Raw genomic sequence first — 21,150 nt, 5'->3', positions numbered from 1 at the left:
GTCGAGCACCTGGCGGTCGAGCTCGGTGTCGGCGCCGTGCATCTCCAGCTCGATCTGCTTGCCGAGTTCGCTCGAGAGGTCGCGAACGATGCGGGGCAGCTTCTGCCAGGCATTGCCGATCGGCTGCATGCGCGTCTTCATGACGCCTTCCTGCAGCTCGGCGGTGACGTTGGACAGCCGCTGCAACGGCACCTTGAACTCGGTGTCCTCGTTGCGGCGGGAGATCTCCAACAGCTGGTTGCGGGTCAGCACCAGCTCGGAGACCATGGTCATCAGATGCTCCAGCGTATCCACGTTGACGCGGATCGACTGGTTGGCGATGCTGGCTCCCTCGCCGGCGCCCTCGTCGGCGATCGACTTCTTCGGCGCGGCCTTGTCCTTGGGCGCCTTGGCTTCCTTGGCTTCCTTGGCATCGTCCTTGGCAACAGCCACTGGCGCTTCAGCGGCAGGCTGGGGCTCGGCCTTGACTTCGGCTTTGGCAACGGGGGCCGGGACTTCGATCGCGGTCTCGCGGAAGGCGCGCTCGAGCTCGTCGAGCGAGACTTCGCCCGGACGCAGCGGACGCTCCAGGCTCTGGTCGGCCAGCACGCCGGAGGTCATGTCTTTTGCAGGCGCGGCTTCAGCGGCGACAGGTGCTTCCGGCACCAGCGGCGGCGCTTCGGCCACGGGAGCAGCAGCACCGGCCGCCATCGGCTGCGCCGAGCCTGACATAGCGGCCATGCCCTGCTTGACCATCGCTTCCAGCTTGTCGATGAGGTCGCGGTCGGTGCCCTCGGGCTCGGCTTCGGTCGCCTCCAGCCCGGCCAGAATTTCCTTGATGCGGTCGATCGAGGACAGGATCACCGTCACCGCCTGCCCGGTCACCGGCATGCCGTCACGGAATTTGCCCATCAACGTCTCGCCGGCATGCGCCAGCGCTTCAAGTCGCGGCAATCCGAGGAAGCCGCACGTGCCCTTGATGGTGTGAACCAGGCGGAAGATGTTATCCAGGATCTTGGCGTTGTTCGGCTCCTGCTCGAACTTCACCAGCTGATTGTCCACGGTGTCCAGGCTCTCGCTGGTTTCCGTCAAAAACTCCCGCAACAGATCATCCATGAGCTACGCCTTACTGACCTGGATCTGGACTCGACGCCCGAGCCGCGCTTGGCATGAACGGAAGTCCCCGCCTTGGATCGTTAGACATCCCCTTTCACGGTCCCGTTAATTTCATCCTCCGTGCTAATACGGATATTGAAGACAAGTTTGCCGTTCGATCGCATACGACAGCGTTTTTCGGCAAACCGTCACCACGCCGCAACGGCGAGACGCGTGAGGTGAACGTGCCGATAACAGCGGGACCAGGCGCGCGGGAAAGCCCAGCTCGTGAAGGACGATATGCGCGGTCTTCGCGGAATTGTATCGAGCCGCCTGCAATCCGGAGCGGTCCCGCCACGTTCGCTTGGTGCTCTGCCGGGATACGCAAGACCCGCATTTGCGGTAAACGATCCGTTACCGGCGTCCACTGCGGCCGGTGTCGGCGCTAACCCAGGCGCGCGGCCGAGGCGAGGTCGCCGTGGGGACGGTGCTCCGCCAGGCAATCGGTGATGGCGGCGAGCAGCGCGTGCGGCGTGAACGGCTTGCGCAGACACCGCGCCGCACCGAGCTCCAGCGCCATCCGGAGGAAATCGGGAGCTGGCGAATTCAGATTTGCGAACGCGTAGCCGGACATCGCAATCAGCGGAACGGCCGGCGCCCGCTCGTGAAAGATCCTGACCGATTCGAACCCGCGCATGTGCGGCATGAAGATATCGATGATCATCAGATCGAACTGCTCGTGTTCGAGCGCGCGAAGTCCGGCTTCCCCTCCTTCGGCGATCGTCACCCGAAAATCGTTGCGCTGGAGATAGACCTCGATGGCCATGCAGACCATCGGGTCGTCGTCGACGACGAGAATATGGCGCAGACCTTCTGTCCCCGTTTGAGCTTCCCGATTTGGCGATTCAATAATTGAACCGTGGCGCACGCCTTGCTCCTTTGCTCGAGAAATGGACTGTTGAGAACCTGCTTGGCGGAGCGGGGAAGACAATGGACGCGAAATCTGCGGCCACGCGGCGCCAAGATTCGAAGCAATGTTTGAGGACGGTAGCCACTCGTCCGACTAATGAGGGTGCACGGATCGCCCGGCGTCCGATGGCAGTGCGGATGCAATGCTTCCGGCTCATGAAGGCCCCTTGCCGCTTTTACCTGCGCAACCCTTGCAGGCTGGCGCGCAGGCTTATGAGCGAATCAGCGTGCCATTCTCATTTCCGCCGCAAATGCACCGGCCGTCTGCCCCCCAACAGGTATAAGCGGAGCAACACAACCATTATAATACACTTTGTTGCCGCGCAACTGGATGACGAATCGGACGCGGCGCGGATCACTTCGAAATGCGTCGGATCAACCATGACCGCGACCATCCTCCAAACCCGATGCGCCAGCCGACAATCTGGATCTGCTGGGTTCCCGGATCGGTACCGGGGAATGGTCAGGGAATCTGTCTTGGGGGAGGGCGGCGTCGCGGCGGCGATCACCGATCGGACAACTTGTCCCAATTGCCAACATATCCCGACGGGAACATGATGGAACTTGGCCGGGCGGCAAGCAGTTTCGTGTGCTGCGGCCCGCTGATCCGGAAGACGGGAGGCTACTTTGGAAACGATGGTGCGTTCCTCCAACGGTTTCCTGTCCGCGCTGTCGGCAGACGATTACGAATTGATCCGTCCGCACCTGCGTACGGGCGACCTGCCGCATGAGGCGGTGCTGGTCGAGACCGGCGAAACGCTCAAGCGCGCCTACTTTCCCCATCGCGGCGTCATCTCGCTGGTGGTGGAGCTCGCCAGGGGCGAGCACGTGCAAGTCGCCATGATCGGCCGCGACAGCCTGCTCGGAACGCTCTCGACCATGGGCGATGCCTGCGCGCTGAACACGGCCATCGTGCTGGTTCCCGGCTCCGCCTCGATGATGGATCTCGATCGACTGCGCGTCGCGGCCGACCAGAGCGGCACTCTGCGGACGCTGCTCACGCGTCACGGGCTGGCGGTCTACGCGCAGGTGCAGCAGACCGCGGGGTGCAACGCCGCTCATCCGGTGGAGGCGCGGCTGTCGCGCTGCCTGCTGCACACTCACGACCTCTCCGGCGATTACCGGCTGCTGCTGACCCAGGAGGCGATGGCGCAGATGATCGGCGCTCGGCGGAACAGCGTGTCGCTGGTCGCCAATACCCTGCAGCAGGCGAATTTCATTCACTACAGCCGCGGACACATCCAGATCCTCAACCTGGACGGCCTGCGCCAGACGGCGTGCGAATGCTACGCCACCGTGAAGGCGCAGTATGACCGGCTGCTCGGCCCGCGCTGACTGGTGCTGCGGCGTGGTAAACCGTCCGCTAATTCCGGCCCGCAAACGCGGATTGTCCTGCTACCGGAACTGAAATCCGGATGCCGTAGACACGCAACGTGCCGCGCGCGCCTGTGCGGGCCGGCGGCAAACGAACCGTGATCAAGGCAGGCCAACCATGTTCGAAGTCACCGTGGCGCCGGCGCAGACAGCGCTTGATGCCGAGCCCGCGCGCGAGCCGGGCGCATATCAGGCGCTGGTGCGCGAGATCGGCGAGGACGGTGCTTGCGAAGTGCGCGACGTGTTCTGGAGCGACACCTGCGCGCGCCTGCAATTGCTCCGCACGCTCGCGCTCGCGCAACATCACGGCAGGATCGCGCGCGAAGCGCATTCGCTGAAGAGCGCGGCCGGGACGTTCGGCTATGTCCGGCTCGCGGCGCTGGCGCTGCGGCTGGAGAAGACCGCGGAGAGCCTCGGCGACGCCGGATTTCGCGACCTCCTGGATCTGATGGACGCGGCCTATGCCGCCGGGCGCGCGCAGGAGCCGGAGAGCTGACGCGCTCGCTCGAAAACGCCGTAACCACTCACGCGTGCATGCCCGCCGTACTTCTACGGCTTGAGATTTTCACAGATGGCTAATCATAGGCAGCGATAGTCGCCGGAAACCAGGAGGGTTTCCATGTTCACCTACGAGACCGCGGACCAGAAAGAAGTTCGTCGCTTCCGCATCGCACAGTTCAACGGCCGGATGGCAACGGTGGCCGCTGGCGAGGAGACGGTGACCGGCTTCGTGCGCTCGGTGCTGGAGCAGGAATCGAGCATGCCGCCCCGCTGGACCATCACGATCATTCCCAACGCGCCGAAGGAAGAGCTCAAGCCGCTGCGGCCCTCGTCGCGCACGCGTCCCTTCGCCGAAGATTATTTCTGAGCACGATCGGAGCCGCGGGTTTTTCTCGAGAAATCTCTCACACGTGGCCCTCGCCGCTGGCGGGCTGGCCGAGGCAAGAGCCTTCAGTCGATCGAATGCAGCAGCGCCGCACGGACGAGGTCCGCCGTGTTGCGCGCGCCGAGCTTGCGCATCGCCTCGGCGCGATGGCTCTCGAAGGTGCGCGGGCTGATCTGCATCCGAAGCGCACCCTGCTTGTTCGAATATCCCTCGCTGATCAGCCTCAGCACCTCGCGCTCGCGCTTGGTCAGCCGCTTCTGGCCTGACAGGCCGAGTATTTCGGCGCTCGGCAGGCGCTGCGGCTGTGGTGCGCGCACGAGCTTCGATTCGGCGTCCTCGGCCCTGGACGCGATCGGCAGGCCATCCGTGTGAGAACCGGCAAGCTGTTTGACGAGGCCACAAACCCGCTCGGTCTGCACCAGCGCATTCTCCACGACCCGCTGCAAATAGGCACGATCACCCGTCACCGGCGCGAGCTGATCGCTGTGATGCTTGATCTCGCCCATGTAGAGCAGGAGCGCCGTGAGGGGACCGTTGAGCTCGCGAGCGATGGCGGCGGCCATTTCGTCGGCGGCCTTGGCGCGGGCGGCGTTCAGGCGGACGACATCGAGCTCTTCAGTCGGAGCGGCGTTGCTTTCGTACCATTCCGACGGCCGCGAATCAGTGGCCGTATCATTCTGTGACCCCATGTCACTCGTTTAGCGGAACCCCACGCGATCTGTAGTTAACTTTTTGCTCCGTAAGACTACGGTGAATTTGGCAGTTTTGTGCTGAAACGCCGGCACAGGCACACTTTATGCTTGAGTGGCAACGCCCCTCAACAGTCTCAGGTTGCCGAAACTGCCCCAATGATGGGCTGATGACCCGAAGCCTTCTTAACGATCCGATCGGCGCCGAATACCTCCGGCGCCGGATTTTACCGATATATTAACGGCGGCTTGCTTCTCTATGTCGCAATTGAGAGCGCGCAAATGCCTCCATGCATGCAGCCGATAGGCCTGCTGGAATCGTTGCGGAAGATTGCGTGCCATGAACGAGATCGACCAGCTATCGAACTTCTTGCAGAAGCTGACGCCCCTGTCGCGCAGCTGCCTGCTCAGCGAACTCGAACGGCTCGAGCTGTGCGGCATCGACATGCCGGGCTCATCCGACCTCCAATCGCGGCTGCGCGCCGAATTTCGCAAGGACGGATCGAGCCAGGCGCGCGCCACCAGTCCCTCGCGCCATTTCTTTGCGCCGCTCGAGCTGCTTCTGATCGACGGCGCGCCCGAGCATGCCAATATGGGGCGGATCTCGCGCAACACCCTCACCCCGATCTGGGAGTGGATCTGCCGCGACCTGCTGCCGACCATGGCGCGCGACTACATCAAGGCGATCAGCGACCAGGTCGCCGCCAACAACCAGAAGGAAGTGCTGAAGATCGCATCGACCTTCCAGACCAAGGTCGTCAAGGTTCTCGAGAGCACCCTCGCATCGGCGGAGAGCACCGAGTTCGCGCGCGGCAAGCTCGCGCAATATACGGCATCGCGCACCGCCTTCGACGACGTGAAGAAGATGCAACATGTGCTGCGCGCTGGCGCCGCGCTGCCGAAGTTCAGCGAAAAGCTGCCCGAGAAGATCGCGAAATTCGACGACGGCACCGTTGATCAGATCACCGCACGATTGGACGCCTTCAAGAAGGCCCATCCCGAGGCGCTGCCGTTCGCGCTCACGCTGGTGGCCAAGCGGCTGAAGACGTTCTGGCAATTGGTGCGCCTTGCCACCAAGGCCGCCGCGAGCAAGAGCGCCGCCGATGTCGCAGCCACGCCCTATGCCTGCGTCGTTCACATGGTGCTCGACCAGCTCGACGACAGGCGCCTCGCCTTACGCATCGCGCTCCGGCACAACCGGGTGCTGATTGCGCGCGACCTGCTCGCCGAGATCTACGACACCGAATATGCGCTCAAGGTGCGGATCGACGGCATCGAACATTGCGAATGGGGCATTCGGCTCCAGCAATTGATGGACGCGATCGCGGCGCTGGTGTCCGCCGAGGTGAGCCGCTTCCCTTCCAATGTCGGCCACATTCTCGGCTCGCGCCGGCTACGCAGCCACGACACGCTCGGCGGAAAGCTGTCCTATCTGGCCTGGAAGGGACGCGATGTGATCGAGGACGGCGCGGCCGCGTTGCGCAAGCTGATCGGCCAAACCTGATCCCGCGACTAAAGCGCGCTGGCGCGCTTTAGCTTGTCAGTTGAGCATGATCTTGTCGGAAAACCGCTGCACACTTTTCCGGATCATGCTCAGTGCGCGCGCGGCAGGCACAGGAAGCGATCGAGAAATCGTCCTGACAGCACGAACCTGAACCACCAATACATTATTCGCCGCGACGTCATTGCTGCGATCCTCGACAGCCCACCACCGGCTGCCCAGAGCAATAGCGCACGTGCAGCAATCCGCTTGTGATGTGCTTCACATTGGCGCCAGCGCGCACCGACGCATTGTCGCAGAACCGTCACGAGCGAACCGGGAAAAATGCGCGCATGACGCGCAATTGAGGCGCTCCATTATTCAATTGGGCGAGGCGCGCGCGGCTTGGTCCAAATTGCAGGACAGTGCGCGCGCATGCAGCCTTACTGCACGTCGCGAAATCTCTCGTGATTGTCGCAACCCTGCGCCCGATGCGCGGGCAGACGTAAAAACTTCTCGAACGAGACCCAGACAATTTTAGACATGATGGGTGCTTTAACGTTACCCAGATAATTCGACAATCGACTGAAGCCTTCCATATTTGAAACTGCTCACGTCGCTAACACACCGGCACGGAACGGGAGTGCTTGCGATGAACAACGAAATTGTAGAACTCGCCGAACGAAGGCCGAAGACCTTCGGACGGCGAAAGGTGAAGCCGCGCGCATGCGTCGCCGACGGCAAGCGCCATCTTCGCGCGTTTCTCGCGGAAGTGCTGGAGGATCTCGGCTTCGTCACCACCGAATGCGCCAGCGCCGAGGAGCTGCAGAGCGTGCTGACGAGCGAATTGCCCGACCTGATCCTGCTCGGCATCGCCGCCGACGGCATCGAGCCCGGCACATTTCTGGAGACGCTGGTGCGCGAGGCCTTCGACGGCAGGGTTCTGACTGTGGGCGCCCGCGAGTCGATCATCGTCAGGGCCGTGCAGCAGGTCGGCGAGGAATACGGCCTCAAGATGCTGCCGCCGCTGACCACGCCGTTTGCCGCGGAGACGCTGCGCGACCGCGTCGCGATGCTGTTGCCCGAGGAGTCGGCGCCGAGCCCCGCCGTGCACGTCGGCGAGGCCCTGCACGCCGGCTGGCTCGAACTCTGGTACCAGCCCAAGATCGACGCGCGCACGCTGATCCGCAATAGCGCCGAGGCGCTGGTGCGGATGCGGCATCCGACCTGGGGCGTGGTGCCGCCCGCCTATTTCATCCCCGAAGAGCACGACCCGAATATGCGCGACCTCTCCGAATTCGTGATCGAACGCGCCATGCAGGACTGGCACTATCTGCTGGAGCAGCAGAGCCCGGTCGATCTCGCGATCAATCTGCCGGCGTCATATCTGAAGGAGCCGCAGGCCGTGCGCGATCTCTGCCGCCGCATGCCGACGCATCCGGCGTTCGGCGGGCTGACGATCGAGATCGACAGCGAGGAGGCGATCCGCGACCTCGATCTCATGGTCGAGGTCGCCCGCGAACTGCGTCTGCACAATATCGGCCTGTCGATCGACAATCTCGGCGCCAACTGGCCATCGCTGATGGACCTCGGAAAAATTCCCTTCATCAAGCTGAAGGCCGACCGGCACTTCGTCACCGGCAGCGGCACCGATCGCCTCAAGCGCACGGTGTGCCGCCACATCGTCGAGCTTTCGCACGGCTATGGCGTGCGCGCCGTCGCCGAGGGAGTCGAGAGCCGGGCCGACCTGGTCACCGCGAACGAGCTCGGCTTCGACCTCGTGCAGGGTTTTCTGTTCGGCAAGCCGATGCCGCTGAAGAAATTCGCGCGGAGCACGCTGACGCGGACGGTGATGGGGTGCGCGTGAGGCGGCCTCAGGCAAACCGCCGCGCGAAGAAGACACATGCGACCACCAGCGCGGTCGCGACGATCATGCTCCAGGCAACCGGTTCGTGCAGAAGCAAGCCGGCAAGCGCAAGGCCGAAGAACGGCTGGAGCTGCTGCAACTGGCCGACGCGGGCAATGCCGCCGATCGCGAGCCCGCGGTACCAGAAGATGAAACCGACGAACATGCTGAAGATCGAGACATAGGCGAGCCCGATCCAGGCGGGCACACCGACGCCGCTCCAGGTCGAGGGCCAGGTTAGAATCGCGACCGGCACCATCAGCGGCAGCGACAGCAGCAGCGCCCAGGAGATCACCTGCCAGCCGCCGAGCCGGCGCGACAGCGCGGCGCCTTCGGCATAGCCGAGCCCGCACAGCACGATCGCCGCGACCATCAGCAGATCGCCGGTGAGCGATGCGGTACCGTCGTTGGACAGCGCAAAGCTGGCGACCGTGGCGCTGCCGAGAATAGAGAACAGCCAGAACATCGGCTGCGGCCGCTCGCCGCCGCGCAGCACGCCGAAGATCGCGGTCGACAGCGGCAAGAGCCCGATGAAGACGATCGAATGTGCCGAGGTGATGTGCTGGAGCGCGAGCGCCGTCAGCAAGGGAAAACCGACCACGACGCCGATGGCGACAATGGCGAGCGAGACGAGATCCTTGCGCTGAGGCCGCGCCTGACGGAGCAGGCCGAGCACGGCCACACCGATCAGCGCCGCGATGACCGCGCGCACCGAGGTCAGGAACAGCGCGGAAAACCCGCCGACCGCCACGCGCGTCGCCGGCAGCGAGCCGCTGAAGATGATGACGCCAAGAAGCCCGTTGCCCCAGCCGGTGGCGGAAGAGTGCATGCGCGTTTTGCCTTTTGAGTCACGACAATCAGCGGCTGCTCGAAGAAGGCGGCCGACGTGGTGCAGCGATCAAGTCCCACGTCTCCTGCAACCGGACAACAAAAAACTCGAAAACAACCCCAGGCACAGTAGCCAGCAGATGCAAGATCAATGACTTACGCCGCCCGGATTCCGGAGGTCGGCAGCGATAAGCGGTGATCGTAGCATCGGTGCATTTCGAAAAGAGGCACGCGTCATTGACCCGTCGGGCAAAACAGGAGCATGATGCCATCATTGCAAGGCGCGTAACCAAACCCGCCGAAACAACGCGGTGGACGTCGCTTCGCTGAAGCGAGTCTCCAGCCCCTGCATGTTGACACCCCTTGCACTACGGTTGGCCGCAGATTCAGAAACTGGCGTCACTCCCCTGGCCAACAAGTGCGGCGACCATCAGACTACTGATGACCCTCAATTTCGCGAAGTAATCGTCGTCAGAATAGGGCTTTCATCTCATCATGGGCCGTGCGAGTCTGGAAAGACTTCCAGACTCCGTTATCCGAGTGGGCAAGCCTCACCGATATCAACCCGACCTTAACCCCGGGGCCGTAATAGTTATCCATGCATGAATCCAAGGACGAGCGATTCTTGCGCCTCTCCGACGACGCCCAAGCGGCGCTGATTGCGGGGGCGCGCGATGCAACGCCCGTTCGGGGGCTGACACATGGTTTCTACAAATACCCGGCCCGGTTTTCTCCTGCCTTTGCCGGGGCTGCCATCAAGGCATTCACTGAACCTGGTGACCTGGTCCTCGATCCCCATGTCGGCGGCGGGACCACCCTTGTCGAAGCAATCGCGGCCGGACGCGAAGCCGTCGGTATAGATATCAGCACACTTGCAGAGTTCGTCACGGGCGTAAAATGCACCGTTTTTTCTGAAGCCGAGCTGGAAACGCTCGAGCGTTGGGCCGGTTTGGTCGACGCGTCGGTTGACATTCACAAGCCATCCATCGCACTCACGGACTACGAAGAACTCGGTTACTACAAGCACCTCAATAGTCCGTCGCGTTGGCGACTGCGGAAGGCAATCGAGCAATCGCTCGCGAGCGCGATCAATCTCGGCATGCCGCGGCTTGAGGCTTTCGGCCGGTGCGTCGTGCTCCGGACTGCGCAGTGGGCTTTGGATGGCCGTAGCAAGCGCGCAACCGTTGACGATTTCCGTCGCATCCTTCGAGAAACCGCGATCGACATGGTGCGTGGCGCTCGGCAGTTCCGTGCATCAACGGAAGAAAGCGGACGGCAGACAGCGACGATTTTCCGTCGAAGCGCGATCGGAATCGAGGAAGAACCTGGCCTACGAGCGATGCGCGCTCCACGGCTTGTAGTCACGTCCCCGCCGTACCCTGGCGTGCACGTTCTGTATCACCGTTGGCAGGTAGACGGCCGCAAGGAAGCGCCGTTGCCGTTTATGATCGCTAACAAGCTCGATGGCTCCGGCCTGAGCTATTACACAATGGGCGACCGGAAATATCCCGGCCTGCGCACGTATTTCGATAATATCAAAGGATCCATGTCGTCTGTTGCAACGCTGGCCGATATGGATACGACCATCGTGCAAATGGTGGCATTCTCTGCGCCGGACTGGCAGCTTCCGCGCTACCTGGAGGCGATGGAAGAAGCGGGTTTGACCGAGATGCACCTGCCCAATTTGCAGCATGAGGGCGATGGACGGCTGTGGCGTTCGGTGCCGGGTCGGCGCTGGTACAGTGCTCAGCGCGGAAGCAACCACGCTTCGCAGGAAGTCGTCTTATTCCATCGAAAGCAGCGCACGCATGACCGGCGTGCGACGGGCGTTGTTACTTCTCCGCAACGTCCATCAGCTTGACCATCGTCAACGCAACGCGCCGTATCTCTGCGCGGCGTGCGGCATCGGCATCGTCGGCATTCTCGTCCTTTTTGCCGACCGTCTCCTGATACATTTGATACAGGTGGAACGCGATGTGCGAGGTGTACTTGTTCAGCTTGCGCTGAACGTCCCCTTCCGTATTCCGCTTTGTTAGAGCTTGTCGAAACTCGCGAAGTGCCGTCATATCCTCGTTGATAATAAGGATGAGCGGTGCTCGTTCGGTGGGCGCAAGAAATGCACCGGCATCTCCATCGGTCCACTCGTTTGCGTTCCAACAGGGCTGTTCATACTCGTCCCTTTTAATGGTCTTAAGCAGGTATGGCGGACGACGAATCGTGCCAGTCTTGAACTCGTCGTCAACGAGACGCGGCCCTTTCGGCTCCGTCTCGGGCACTAGTGGCGGATCACTAACCTCTGCATCGAACGAGGTGATGAGCTGGCGACCGCGGGGGCCGGTGGCCGCGATCTCGTAGGTCATCTTATCCCCGACCTGCCATTCCGGACGCGGAGAGATCAGCAAGCTGAACCGCCCCGACACAGGATCAGAGAAGTGCATCTCCGGCTGATTACCCTGCCCGAGAAGCTTCGCCGAGAATCTCCATGAGGCGTTATCGTCTGTAATGAGCCGGTCCTTGCCGTCCCAGCGCATCTTGACGTGGGAGTCGGCGTCGCCGCGCCGGATATTGACTGGTTGACGCGAGGTGACCTTCAACTTCACAGGGTCGTCGGTCAATTTCGGTTCCGGGGGCGGAGTGTCGGGCTTGGTTAGCACCGAAAGTTCAAGTCGTCGGGGCTCCGCAATTCCGTTGAAGCGCGCCGTGACCTTTACATTCGCACGCACGGGATATTCGTCGCCGTCGAAATTCTCTGGGGCGCTGAAAAGCAGCATGAGCTTGCAGTGATCTTCCAGCTTCTCGTGCTTGACGCTTAGCTCCAGAACTTTTGAGTCGCCCTCGATGACAATCTGGGACAACGCTGCCCAGTGACCGATTGGGCTCGACTTGATCGCGATTTCACGAGCATGATTCGGCTTCAAGCGGATGATCGAGGCAGCAGGCTGAGAAGTCAGCACCGGGTATTCGGCCGCGACGCCCACGTTCGGCGGCAGCAACGTCACCACGCCGCCCTTCACCACCGTCTTGAAACCGAGCTCGTCGCCATTGTGTGTGTCGCCGGCAGACCCGAGACCTTCCACGAAGGAATGCCCCTTGTCATGGTGCGAATCGATAAGCTGGTCGAGCGTCTGTTTGACCTTCTCGTCGCCGGCAGACAGCTCGGAGACCGCCTCTTCGGCCTCAAGTTCCAGTTTCTCCAGATCGGGATCGGATTTCAGCGTCGCGACGATCCGCTTGGTGATTGCCTCACGCACGGCCCCCTTATAGAATCCCTGCCGTGATCCTTGCATAAGGCGACCGATCGCCTCGGGCGCCAGGCCATCAACGTCGATCATGATAATCATGCGAGAGCGGAGATACCGGAAGCCAAGCTCCTGAACGATGAAGGTGTTGTCATCCACTTCTTGGCGTTGTCCGTTGACCAGATACACTACGCACCGTTTCCCGCGCGCCGATTCAAGGTAACCACTGACAGGCGATTGCCCCTTGAGATCCAGCATGAACTCCTCGCCCTCTTCAACGTCGAGCGGGAGGGCTGTCTGCTGCTCGTTACCCTTCTTCGGCTTTGGAGGCAGGACGAATACACGAATCGAGATCGTGCCGAGATCTTGAATCGGCAGCTCATCGAATAGGAGCGGCGACGCTTGAACAACGGTTTCTAGCATGTCGCCTCCCCTTAAAGTACGGATTGGTTTGCAAATGATTTGTCTAGTGCGGCATTGCGCCCGAGGGTGCGGACCTGTCGGGCCAGGCGCTGCGCAGTCCCCTTCATGGCGTCCGGTTTATCCTTCAGCGCGAACAAGTCGTATGGCATCACCGGATTGAATAGGACGTGATTAAGCGACTGGTACATGGACCGAGCGACGGACGAGTCCGAAGTACCGAAGTCGTAAGCGATATGGCAAAAGTGAGCGCCACCACCGAAACCGGCTTCATCGGCCTGCGCACAATCGACGGACGGCACACCGCCGTCCTCACTGAACGCGAGATACGCATAATAAGGGTCACGACGCCCCTTCGGCTGAATCTCGCGCACGATGGTCCAGCCTGCGCCGCCATCTTCGGCCTGCTTGCGGATGTCTGCAGCACGACGCGCGATGACGATGGAATACTTCGCGATCGAGAACGCAGATGATCCGCCCTGACCGAACACGCCAATCAGATATGGCTTGTCAGCCTTGTCGGTCCGCCCCAGCGACAACAACGTGCGGTGGATGTTCGCGGGTGTCTGACCCATACCGTGGTCACGAATTGTGACGGAAAACTCGCGGATCTTCTTTTCGAAATTGAGCGTGATGTAGAGGTCCTTGCGCATCTGGTCTGCAAGCGCCGTCTTTTTCTTGCGCTCTTCGTCATCAAGCCGCTCGATCGCGTCGAGCCTGTTGAAACCGAAATAGCGCTGTACGGCGTCTCGCGGGCTAGTGGGCACCGGCGCGTCCGGCGTCTTAATTAGCTCTCGTAGTCGCGCGTGCTCGATTAGCGATTCCATCCCGTTGACGAGGCGCTCAGCGAGTGGGTTCATCGGTTCGCCGGCGAGCTTGATGCGCCCTCCGTTGCCGCGGTCGCAACCGACAGGAACCCAATGCAGCTTGCCAGGCTGCCACGGCTGCGAACGCTCCTCGGCTGAAAGCCACTGGTACTCTTCCGGCGGCACAATCGGAAGACCCGCCATAATGGCCTCAGTCTGAGTCGTTGTCCGCGTCGTCATCAGTTGGTGCAAGAGGCCTGGAGCGTCTATCGGCATTTCCATATCCTCAGCTATCGAGAGGCGCCGCCTCTACAGAGTGAAATCAACAGAGTCCTTCGCCCCGGTCTGGAGCATGCGCGCCTTGAGCGCATCGATTTCACGGGTTAGCGCCGCCGCAATCTTCTTCACGTCCGCTTCCGAATATTCGTAGGCAGATTTGTTACCAAGCTTCGCGATGACGCGGATGGCCTTAATGGCGTTGACGGTGCGACTTTGAGCCAATTCGACGAATTTCTCGCGTTTTTCGGCTTTTCCTTTTCCCTTCTTGCCCAGCTGATCGAGCATTCTTCTCTCCGTATTTCGCGTAAATTAGCTGCTATAATTCCTGATATAATATGTCGTAATTTAAGAGGCAAAAAAAGTCTAGGAAATTATGCGATACCGGCCGCGTGCGCCGCTGAGCCCCACAGGGAAGATTTTGCTAGAGACTCTTATGCGCGGCTCTCGGTGCTACCGCACTGCCGGTTGCGTCCCTGCTGCGCCCGCCGCCGGCCGGTCGGTGAGGATAAATCCGTTCGAAAAAATCGAGTGCGAGCTTGCCTTGGCCTAGGTTCGCGTGGATTTCTGGACGCAAGGTATTGCGAGCCGCAGGAGGCATTCGACTTTCACGGACTGCTAAACGATGGCACCGCGAGACGCTCGCCGCTCTACACGGAGGGCCTACACCGTCGAACCCGCCGGGTCCGTAATGTTGGGTTATTCGTAAGTCGGCGACATTTGGCGGAGAGGGAGGGATTCGAACCCCCGATAGGCTTGCACCTATGCCGCATTTCGAGTGCGGTGCATTCGACCACTCTGCCACCTCTCCTGAAGGCGCCAAGTAAGGAGCAGGGCCCCTGTGGTCGGGCGTTAATAGGCGAGGATGGCGGGCCAGACAAGGCTTGCGAGGACGAAAATCCGCTGCCTGTTTCGGCCCGGCCCGCCCCTTCACGGCACGAACGCGAGTGAAACGCGGCCCGATTTGCCGGTTTGACGCGTTTTTGTCGGGCGCGAGGTGGAGTCCGATTCGCGACCCCAATGCGGAGACACCCTCTCCCCGGCCCCTCCCGGCATCCGCCTTCGCCCGAAGGCGGGCTTCGGCGAGACAAGCGCGGGGGAGGGAGCGCATCACCGGTTGGGGCGGGCACTGAGATTCATCGCATGTTCGAAAAAAGGGGTGGGACCGCCAGACGCGGTAAACACTGGCGGTCCCGGTGCCGCTCATTAAAATTCTGGCCGGGAAGGGCGGCTTCGCCGGCCAGGTGAGGCGACGGTTCCGACCGTAGCGTGCGGCCCGTGCACCGCAACGCAATCCGGTCCTTAACCTAACCAGTCAAGGTTACTCCTTGTCGGACTTGCCCTTTTTCTTGCTGGTTTCCTTGCCGTTGCCCGTGGAATCCCCGTCTTTTCCGTTGTCCTTGTCTTTGCCGTTGTCCTTGCGACGGTTGGTGAAGCGGGCATTGCCGAGGCCGGTGCCGATGGTGAGCACGCCCCAGCGATCGACGTCCTGCATGAACGGCACCTCGGAGAGGCCCTGAACCACGCCGTCATTGTGCATCAGGATCGCGGTGTCGTGCTCGCCGATTTGCGGGATGCCCTCGAGCAGGCTCGCCGGCAGGTTGAATTTGCTGCTCTCCCAATTGCCCGGCAGGTTCTGCGCGCCTTTCTCGATGGAGCCGTCCGCGTTGATCACGCCGGGACAGGCAATGCCGATGAACGGCGCCAGCTTGTAGCCTTCCTTTTCGGCCTCGGTGATCAGCCCCTTCAGCATCTTGGTGAGCCGCTTCACCGCGCCTTCGCGCGTCGGCTCGTCGTCGGCATGACGCCACAGCTCGGACTTCACGACCTTGGCTTTCGACAGGTCTTTTGCCTTTTTCCAGCTGGTCTCCACCAGGCCGCAGCGGATGTTGGTGCCGCCGATATCGACGGCGAGGATGCTGTCATGGGCCTCGAAGATCCATGACGGCGCCAGATGCAGCGCGCCGATCAGGCCGGCTTCGTCGGGATGATGGCGGATCGGCACCATGTCGATCTTGAAATCCTCGGACATGAGGATGATCTCGGTGCGCGCGATCGCGAGCTCGCCGAGCCGGGAATCGCGAAAGCCGCCGCCGACCACGATGCGCTCGGTCTTGGCCCAGGCCTTTGACTTGAGGAAGCGGCGGGTGACGTAAGCGAGTTCCTGGGCGAAGTCCTCGATGGCGCTATGCACCACCGCCCAGGCCTCGGTGTCGTCACCGACCAGGATGGCATCCAGCGTCTTCTTGCTGATCTCGTCGGACGGCTCCTTGCCGAACGGGTCCTCGCCTGACTTGCGCAGCGGCTTGCGCCAGCGCTCGAGGATCTCCCTGAACGCGCCCTTGCTGGCGCGGTCGCCAATGAAGCCGTCCTCGTCCTTCATCTCGATGTTGAAGCTGTCGATATCCACCGAGGGCAGCCGCTCCGCGCCGTGATGGGCGATGCCCGTCGTCGTCTTGACCAGCTCGTCTGTCGCCATGGTAAGCCCCTTGCCCGTCTGACTGAATTCGCGGGGACAACGGCGGGGGAACCTGTTGGTTGCGGCGCGGTCCGAAATTCGCCTGCGGGGCCGGATCGGGCCTAAATGCTTCAAATCGGGCCGTTTTCGCCGGCTTTTCCTTGACTCCAGGGGATCAGCGGCTATAAATCCCGCAACCGGCGCGGGGCGTTTCTCGCGCCGCTTGTTTTTGCGTGGGTTTTCAAAGGGATAACTCCCGCCCGCACAAAGCTCGCATAAACCCATAACGACTGACAAAAAGCCGGCCCCGACAATATGTCGCGAGGCCGGGAATGAACACGAAGGAAAACAACGATGTTCGCAGTCATCAAAACCGGCGGCCGGCAGTACCGCGTCGTTCCGGATGATGTCCTGGAAGTAGGCAAGATCGAAGGCGAAGTCGGCTCGATCGTGCAGCTCAATGAAGTTCTCCTGGTCGGCGGCGACACGCCGATCCTGGGTCTGCCCACGGTCGCCGGCGCCTCCGTCGCGGTCGAGGTGCTCGATCACAAGCGCGGTCCCAAGGTCATCGCTTTCAAGAAGCGCCGCCGCAAGAACTCGCGCCGCAAGCGCGGCTATCGCGACGAGATCACGGTGCTGCGCATCTCGGAGATCCTGACGGACGGCGCCAAGCCCACCAAGGGGCCGCGTCCGAAGCGGGAAAAGGTCGTCAAGCCAGAGACCACGACCGAAGAGGCCGCCGCATAATTTGATCACGCGCCATCACGAATTGATGCGTGAGAAATTGTGAAATGATTCCGTCAAGGAATTGATCTAGAAATACTCAGGATTTCGGAGACGAGCCATGGCTCACAAAAAAGCAGGCGGTTCATCGCGCAACGGTCGCGATTCCAAGGGCAAGCGCCTCGGTATCAAGGCGTTCGGCGGGGAAGTTGTGATTCCCGGCAACATCATTGCGCGTCAGCGCGGCACCACCTGGCATCCCGGCCTTAATGTCGGCATGGGCACGGACCACACCTTGTTCGCCAAGATCGAGGGCCGCGTAACGTTCCAGGCCAAAGCCAACGGCCGCACCTTCATCTCGGTGCTCCCGCTCGCAGAGGCGGCTGAATAGACGGTGGATCAAATTTGGAGTCCGCCGGGTCCCAGACCGAACCGGCGGAGTCCTTGAGATCTAAGAGATCGAAGGCTCCAGGGGAGGCGGGAAACCGGCCTCCCCTTTCGTTTGCGTGCTCACTTTTCACTTTAGTGACTTCGACGGAGCCGGACATGTTGCAGGATTTTTCGAGCGTGACCTTGCGGGAGGCGAGACCGAGCGTCGTCGCCACCGAGCGGCTGACGTTGCGGCGGCCGACCCTCGCCGACGTCAGGACCATCGCCCTCCTCGCCAACGATCCTCGCGTTGCCGAAAACACAAGGCGCCTCCCGCATCCCTATTCGCAGGACGACGCCGTCGCCTTCATCCGCGCCACCGCCGCGCCCGGCGGCGAGACCGTATTCCTGATCGAGCATGATAGCGGCCCCATCGGCATGGTCGGCATCGACTGCTCGACGCCCGGCAATGCCGAGCTCGGCTATTGGCTCGGCGTCGAGCATTGGGGCCGCGGCTTTGCCACCGAGGCCGCGCGCGGCGCGATCGACTTCTTTTTCGAGGAGTTCGAGGACGATCATCTCTATGCAGGCGCGCGCGTCACCAACCCGGCTTCGCGCAACGTGCTGGAGAAGTGCGGCTTCCAGTGGAGCGGCGTCCAGCTGCATCGCTTCCTGGCGCTGGGCTCGTCCACGCCGGTCGACTGCTTCCGGCTCTCGCGCGGCGTGTGGGCTTCGCTGAAGAGCTGGAGCAGTGCGAGGCGTGTGAGGTAGGCCCAACGCTCACCACATGTCGCCCCGGCGAAGGCCGGGACGACGGCGGAATATTACGCCGGCGGATTCACCTCTCCGCCTCCACGCCCGAGATCGCGCTCACGCAAGTAAATATAGAACCCGGCGCCGATGATGATGGCGGCGCCGACGATGGTGGCGATCTCGGGCACGTCGCCGAACACCACGAAGCCGAAGATCACCGCCCAGACGATCATCGAATATTGATAGGGCACGACGACGCTGGCCGGCGCGAGCTTGAGCGAGCGGTTGACGCAGAACAGCGCGGTGACCGAGACGCATCCCGCCAGCGCGAAGATCACGAGGCTGCCCGGTGTCGGCGGCACCCAGTGGAACGCCGACAGCACCGCACCCAGCAAGAACGTGCCGACGAATTGCGACGACGCCATCACGATATCGGGCGTCTTGCGCAGGCTGCGCGTGATCAGCATCAGCGTTGCGAAGGAAAGACTGCCACCAAGCGCGATCAGCGCCGGCAGGCTCACCGTCTGTGCCGATGGCCGCAGCGCGATCAGCACGCCGCAGAAGCCGACCAGGATCGCCGTCCAGCGCCGCCAGCCGACTTTCTCGCCGAGAAAGATCGCCGACATCGCGGTGACGAAAATGGGCCCGGCGAGATAATAGGTGATGACGTCGGCGAGCGGCAGGTAGACCGTAGCCAGGAAGAACGCCGCCACTTCCAGCGTCGACAACACGACGCGAAAGAGCTGAAGGCCCGGGCGCTCCAGCTGCAGGAACTGGTGACGCTGCCGCCAGACCAGCGGCGACAGCAGCAGCAGCGCCGCGCAGGCGCGCAGGAACAGCAGCTGCCCCACCGAATAAGTCCCGACCAGGAACTTGCCCATGGCATCGCCGAACGAGAACATGAAGATCGACAGCACCATGAGTGCAATCCCGGCCAGCCGCGCCGAGCGTTCGTCATAGGCCGAGAGATTTTTGAAAAGGGGCATTGCTGTCGTTCGTGGAAACTCGTCATTGCGAGGAGCTCTTGCGACGAAGCAATCCAGACTGTTGCCGCGGAGACAGTCTGGATTGCTTCGCTTCGCTCGCAATGACGAGCGGAGAGAGCGTCGGAAAGGGCGACCAGAGTCGCTTGCGGTCGTTTTAATGACGTGAGCGCCCGCGACAAGCCCAGGCCAGACGAATTGAACGGATTGCCGCACTCTTCGCGTCACGGTAGCGATAGACGTCCCACCGGCAAGAGAGCCAGGAAAGAGCTTAGCCATGACCGACTTCGACCCGGCCCGGCATCGCATGATCCCCGCGCAACGCTGGTTTGAGGATTTCGTGGTCGGCGAGCGTTTCGTGCTGCCGAGCCGCACGCAGACGACGGCCGTGTTCGCGGCCTTCCAGACCGCGAGCGGCGATACCCATCCGGTGCATTACGATGTGGAGTATTGCCGCAGCCGCGGCATGCCGCATCTGCTCGCCCACGGTTTCCAGACGCTGATCCACACCGCGCCCGGCGCGGGCCTGTTTCCGTTCATGGTCGAGGACTCCCTGGTCGGCTTCCTCGAGCAATCCAGCCGGTTCCTCAAACCGGTGTTCGCCGACGACACAATCTATCCCGCGCTCGAGGTCACCGAGCTGGTGCCGGGACGCTCGACCGGCGCCGTGACGCTCAAAAGCACCGTGTTCAACCAGCGCAAGGAGCTGGTGCTGGATGGCACGCAGAAATTCCTGATCCGGCGCCGGCCCCTCTGACGTCGTCCTGTGGTTAAGCAAGGCCACAAATCGCCGGGTTTCGGCCGATTTGCGGGTCTATCCGGGTTGCCGCGCGGGACCGGCTGGCCTACCTATGGCCCATGAAATTCCTAGACGAAGCAAAGGTCTATATCCGCTCCGGCGACGGCGGAAACGGCTGCGTGGCGTTCCGCCGCGAAAAATTCATTGAATTCGGCGGCCCCTCCGGCGGCAATGGCGGCCGCGGCGGCAATGTCATCATCGAGGTCGCCGACGGGCTGAACACGCTGATCGACTATCGCTACCAGCAGCACTTCAAGGCCCAGAAGGGCGAGAACGGCTCGGGCTCGGACCGCCACGGCGCCAACGGCAAGTCGATCGTGCTGAAGGTCCCCTTGGGCACGCAGATCTTCGACGAAGATCGCGAGACCATGATCCACGATTTCACCACGGTGGGCGAAAAATTCGTGCTGGCCGAAGGCGGCAATGGCGGCTTCGGCAACGCCCATTTCAAGACCTCGACCAACCGCGCGCCGCGCAATGCCAATCCCGGCCAGCCCGGCGAGGAGCGCTGGATCTGGCTGCGGTTGAAGCTGATCGCGGATGCCGGTCTCGTCGGTCTGCCCAATGCCGGCAAATCGACCTTCCTCGCCAAGGTCAGCGCGGCCAAGCCGAAGATCGCTGACTACCCCTTCACCACGCTGCATCCGCAGCTCGGCGTCGTGAATGCCGACGGCCGCGAATTCGTGCTGGCTGACATCCCCGGCCTGATCGAAGGCGCGCATGAAGGCGTCGGTCTTGGCGACCGCTTCCTTGCCCATGTCGAGCGTTGCCGCGTGCTGCTGCATCTCATCGATGCGACCTGCGAGCACGCCGGCAAGGCCTACAAGACCGTGCGAACCGAGCTGGACGCCTATGCCGGACAGCTCACCGACAAGATCGAGATCGTGGCGCTGAACAAGATCGACGCGGTCGAGCCGGACGAGTTGAAGAAGCAGAAGGAGCGGCTGAAGCGCGCCGCCAAGAAGACGCCGCTGCTGCTCTCCGCCGTCACCGGCGACGGCGTGCAGGAAGCGCTGCGCGCCCTGGCGGATGTGATCGGCGAGAGCCCGGTGTCTGCGAAAGCGAAGAGCGCGGCCGAAGCGGAGCCTTGGTCGGTTTGATTCGTCGTCCCGGCGAAG

20 protein-coding genes and 1 tRNA gene are annotated in these 21,150 nt (G+C 62.2%); 11 read left to right on the top strand and 10 right to left on the bottom strand.

Annotated elements, in window-relative coordinates; translation table 11 throughout:
• Together N551_RS0107610 and N551_RS0107605 are read right to left on the bottom strand one after the other, a co-directional pair.
• Window positions 1-1,095: Hpt domain-containing protein (locus N551_RS0107610; RefSeq protein WP_027566446.1), on the bottom strand; the 1,095-nt coding region annotated here is incomplete at its 3' end.
• Between the two features lie 424 nt (window positions 1,096-1,519).
• Window positions 1,520-1,942: a response regulator gene (locus N551_RS0107605; RefSeq protein ID WP_197031107.1), complete on the bottom strand. Its 423-nt coding sequence runs from the start codon at window positions 1,940-1,942 to the stop codon at window positions 1,520-1,522.
• Window positions 1,943-2,679: 737 nt separating this feature from the next.
• On the opposite strand from N551_RS0107605, the gene N551_RS0107600 reads away from it, so the two are divergent.
• The 3 genes from N551_RS0107600 (at window position 2,680) to N551_RS0107590 (ending at window position 4,285) form a co-directional block, all read left to right on the top strand.
• On the top strand, window positions 2,680-3,378 hold the full coding sequence (locus N551_RS0107600; protein ID WP_197031102.1) for a Crp/Fnr family transcriptional regulator: 699 nt from the start codon (window positions 2,680-2,682) through the stop codon (window positions 3,376-3,378).
• 157 nt (window positions 3,379-3,535) lie between these two features.
• Window positions 3,536-3,913 carry an Hpt domain-containing protein gene (locus tag N551_RS0107595; protein WP_027566443.1) on the top strand — a complete coding sequence of 126 codons (378 nt, stop codon included), beginning with the start codon at window positions 3,536-3,538 and terminating at the stop codon, window positions 3,911-3,913.
• 123 nt (window positions 3,914-4,036) lie between these two features.
• Window positions 4,037-4,285, top strand: coding sequence for a hypothetical protein (locus N551_RS0107590; protein WP_027566442.1), 249 nt, complete (start codon window positions 4,037-4,039; stop codon window positions 4,283-4,285).
• A gap of 83 nt (window positions 4,286-4,368) precedes the next feature.
• On the opposite strand, the gene N551_RS0107585 is transcribed toward N551_RS0107590, so the two are convergent.
• Window positions 4,369-4,992, bottom strand: coding sequence for a helix-turn-helix transcriptional regulator (locus N551_RS0107585; RefSeq protein WP_027566441.1), 624 nt, complete (start codon window positions 4,990-4,992; stop codon window positions 4,369-4,371).
• A 340-nt stretch (window positions 4,993-5,332) separates the two neighbouring features.
• Between N551_RS0107585 and N551_RS0107580 the strand changes: the two genes are divergently transcribed.
• Window positions 5,333-6,496, top strand: a complete 1,164-nt coding sequence (locus tag N551_RS0107580; RefSeq protein WP_027566440.1) for a hypothetical protein — start codon at window positions 5,333-5,335, stop codon at window positions 6,494-6,496.
• A gap of 628 nt (window positions 6,497-7,124) precedes the next feature.
• Window positions 7,125-8,339 (top strand): EAL domain-containing protein, encoded by a 1,215-nt coding sequence (locus tag N551_RS0107575; RefSeq protein ID WP_027566439.1) that lies wholly within the window; start codon window positions 7,125-7,127, stop codon window positions 8,337-8,339.
• Between the two features lie 7 nt (window positions 8,340-8,346).
• On the opposite strand, the gene N551_RS0107570 is transcribed toward N551_RS0107575, so the two are convergent.
• Window positions 8,347-9,207 carry a DMT family transporter gene (locus N551_RS0107570; protein WP_027566438.1) on the bottom strand — a complete coding sequence of 287 codons (861 nt, stop codon included), beginning with the start codon at window positions 9,205-9,207 and terminating at the stop codon, window positions 8,347-8,349.
• A 624-nt stretch (window positions 9,208-9,831) separates the two neighbouring features.
• Between N551_RS0107570 and N551_RS0107560 the strand changes: the two genes are divergently transcribed.
• Window positions 9,832-11,067, top strand: coding sequence for a DNA methyltransferase (locus N551_RS0107560; protein ID WP_210164560.1), 1,236 nt, complete (start codon window positions 9,832-9,834; stop codon window positions 11,065-11,067).
• Here the strand turns inward: N551_RS0107560 and N551_RS0107555 are convergent.
• From N551_RS0107555 to N551_RS0107535, 5 genes are all read right to left on the bottom strand, one after another.
• Window positions 11,039-12,868 (bottom strand): hypothetical protein, encoded by a 1,830-nt coding sequence (locus N551_RS0107555; protein ID WP_027566436.1) that lies wholly within the window; start codon window positions 12,866-12,868, stop codon window positions 11,039-11,041. The genes N551_RS0107560 and N551_RS0107555 overlap by 29 nt on opposite strands.
• Before the next feature lie 11 nt (window positions 12,869-12,879).
• Window positions 12,880-13,947, bottom strand: coding sequence for a hypothetical protein (locus N551_RS0107550; protein WP_027566435.1), 1,068 nt, complete (start codon window positions 13,945-13,947; stop codon window positions 12,880-12,882).
• A 33-nt stretch (window positions 13,948-13,980) separates the two neighbouring features.
• The gene (locus tag N551_RS0107545) at window positions 13,981-14,235 is read right to left on the bottom strand and encodes a hypothetical protein (protein ID WP_051462616.1); all 255 of its coding nucleotides are present in this window, start codon (window positions 14,233-14,235) and stop codon (window positions 13,981-13,983) included.
• A 433-nt stretch (window positions 14,236-14,668) separates the two neighbouring features.
• A tRNA-Ser gene (locus N551_RS0107540) sits at window positions 14,669-14,758 on the bottom strand.
• 510 nt (window positions 14,759-15,268) lie between these two features.
• Window positions 15,269-16,426, bottom strand: a complete 1,158-nt coding sequence (locus tag N551_RS0107535) for an ROK family protein (protein WP_027566433.1) — start codon at window positions 16,424-16,426, stop codon at window positions 15,269-15,271.
• A gap of 333 nt (window positions 16,427-16,759) precedes the next feature.
• Between N551_RS0107535 and rplU the strand changes: the two genes are divergently transcribed.
• From rplU to N551_RS0107520, 3 genes are all read left to right on the top strand, one after another.
• Window positions 16,760-17,152, top strand: a complete 393-nt coding sequence (gene rplU / locus N551_RS0107530; RefSeq protein WP_027566432.1) for a 50S ribosomal protein L21 — start codon at window positions 16,760-16,762, stop codon at window positions 17,150-17,152.
• Window positions 17,153-17,249: 97 nt separating this feature from the next.
• Window positions 17,250-17,519 (top strand): 50S ribosomal protein L27, encoded by a 270-nt coding sequence (gene rpmA / locus N551_RS0107525; protein ID WP_018459863.1) that lies wholly within the window; start codon window positions 17,250-17,252, stop codon window positions 17,517-17,519.
• Window positions 17,520-17,674: 155 nt separating this feature from the next.
• Complete coding sequence (locus N551_RS0107520; RefSeq protein ID WP_027566431.1) at window positions 17,675-18,268, top strand: GNAT family N-acetyltransferase; 594 nt, start codon at window positions 17,675-17,677, stop codon at window positions 18,266-18,268.
• Between the two features lie 53 nt (window positions 18,269-18,321).
• Here the strand turns inward: N551_RS0107520 and N551_RS0107515 are convergent, their stop codons facing one another.
• Window positions 18,322-19,236: a DMT family transporter gene (locus N551_RS0107515; RefSeq protein WP_027566430.1), complete on the bottom strand. Its 915-nt coding sequence runs from the start codon at window positions 19,234-19,236 to the stop codon at window positions 18,322-18,324.
• Window positions 19,237-19,510: 274 nt separating this feature from the next.
• Here N551_RS0107515 and N551_RS0107510 point away from each other — a divergent pair, with 274 nt between their 5' ends.
• Both N551_RS0107510 and obgE read left to right on the top strand, forming a co-directional pair.
• Window positions 19,511-19,990, top strand: coding sequence for a MaoC family dehydratase (locus tag N551_RS0107510; RefSeq protein ID WP_027566429.1), 480 nt, complete (start codon window positions 19,511-19,513; stop codon window positions 19,988-19,990).
• A 101-nt stretch (window positions 19,991-20,091) separates the two neighbouring features.
• Entirely contained in the window at window positions 20,092-21,132 is a 1,041-nt protein-coding gene (gene obgE / locus N551_RS0107505) for a GTPase ObgE (RefSeq protein WP_027566428.1), read from the top strand.
• Window positions 21,133-21,150 lie beyond the last annotated feature (18 nt).

This window comes from Bradyrhizobium sp. URHA0013 (assembly GCF_000518345.1).
GTDB lineage: Bacteria > Pseudomonadota > Alphaproteobacteria > Rhizobiales > Xanthobacteraceae > Bradyrhizobium.
Note: the sequence above shows the minus strand (reverse complement) of the source record. Positions and strands in the feature narration are given on the sequence as shown.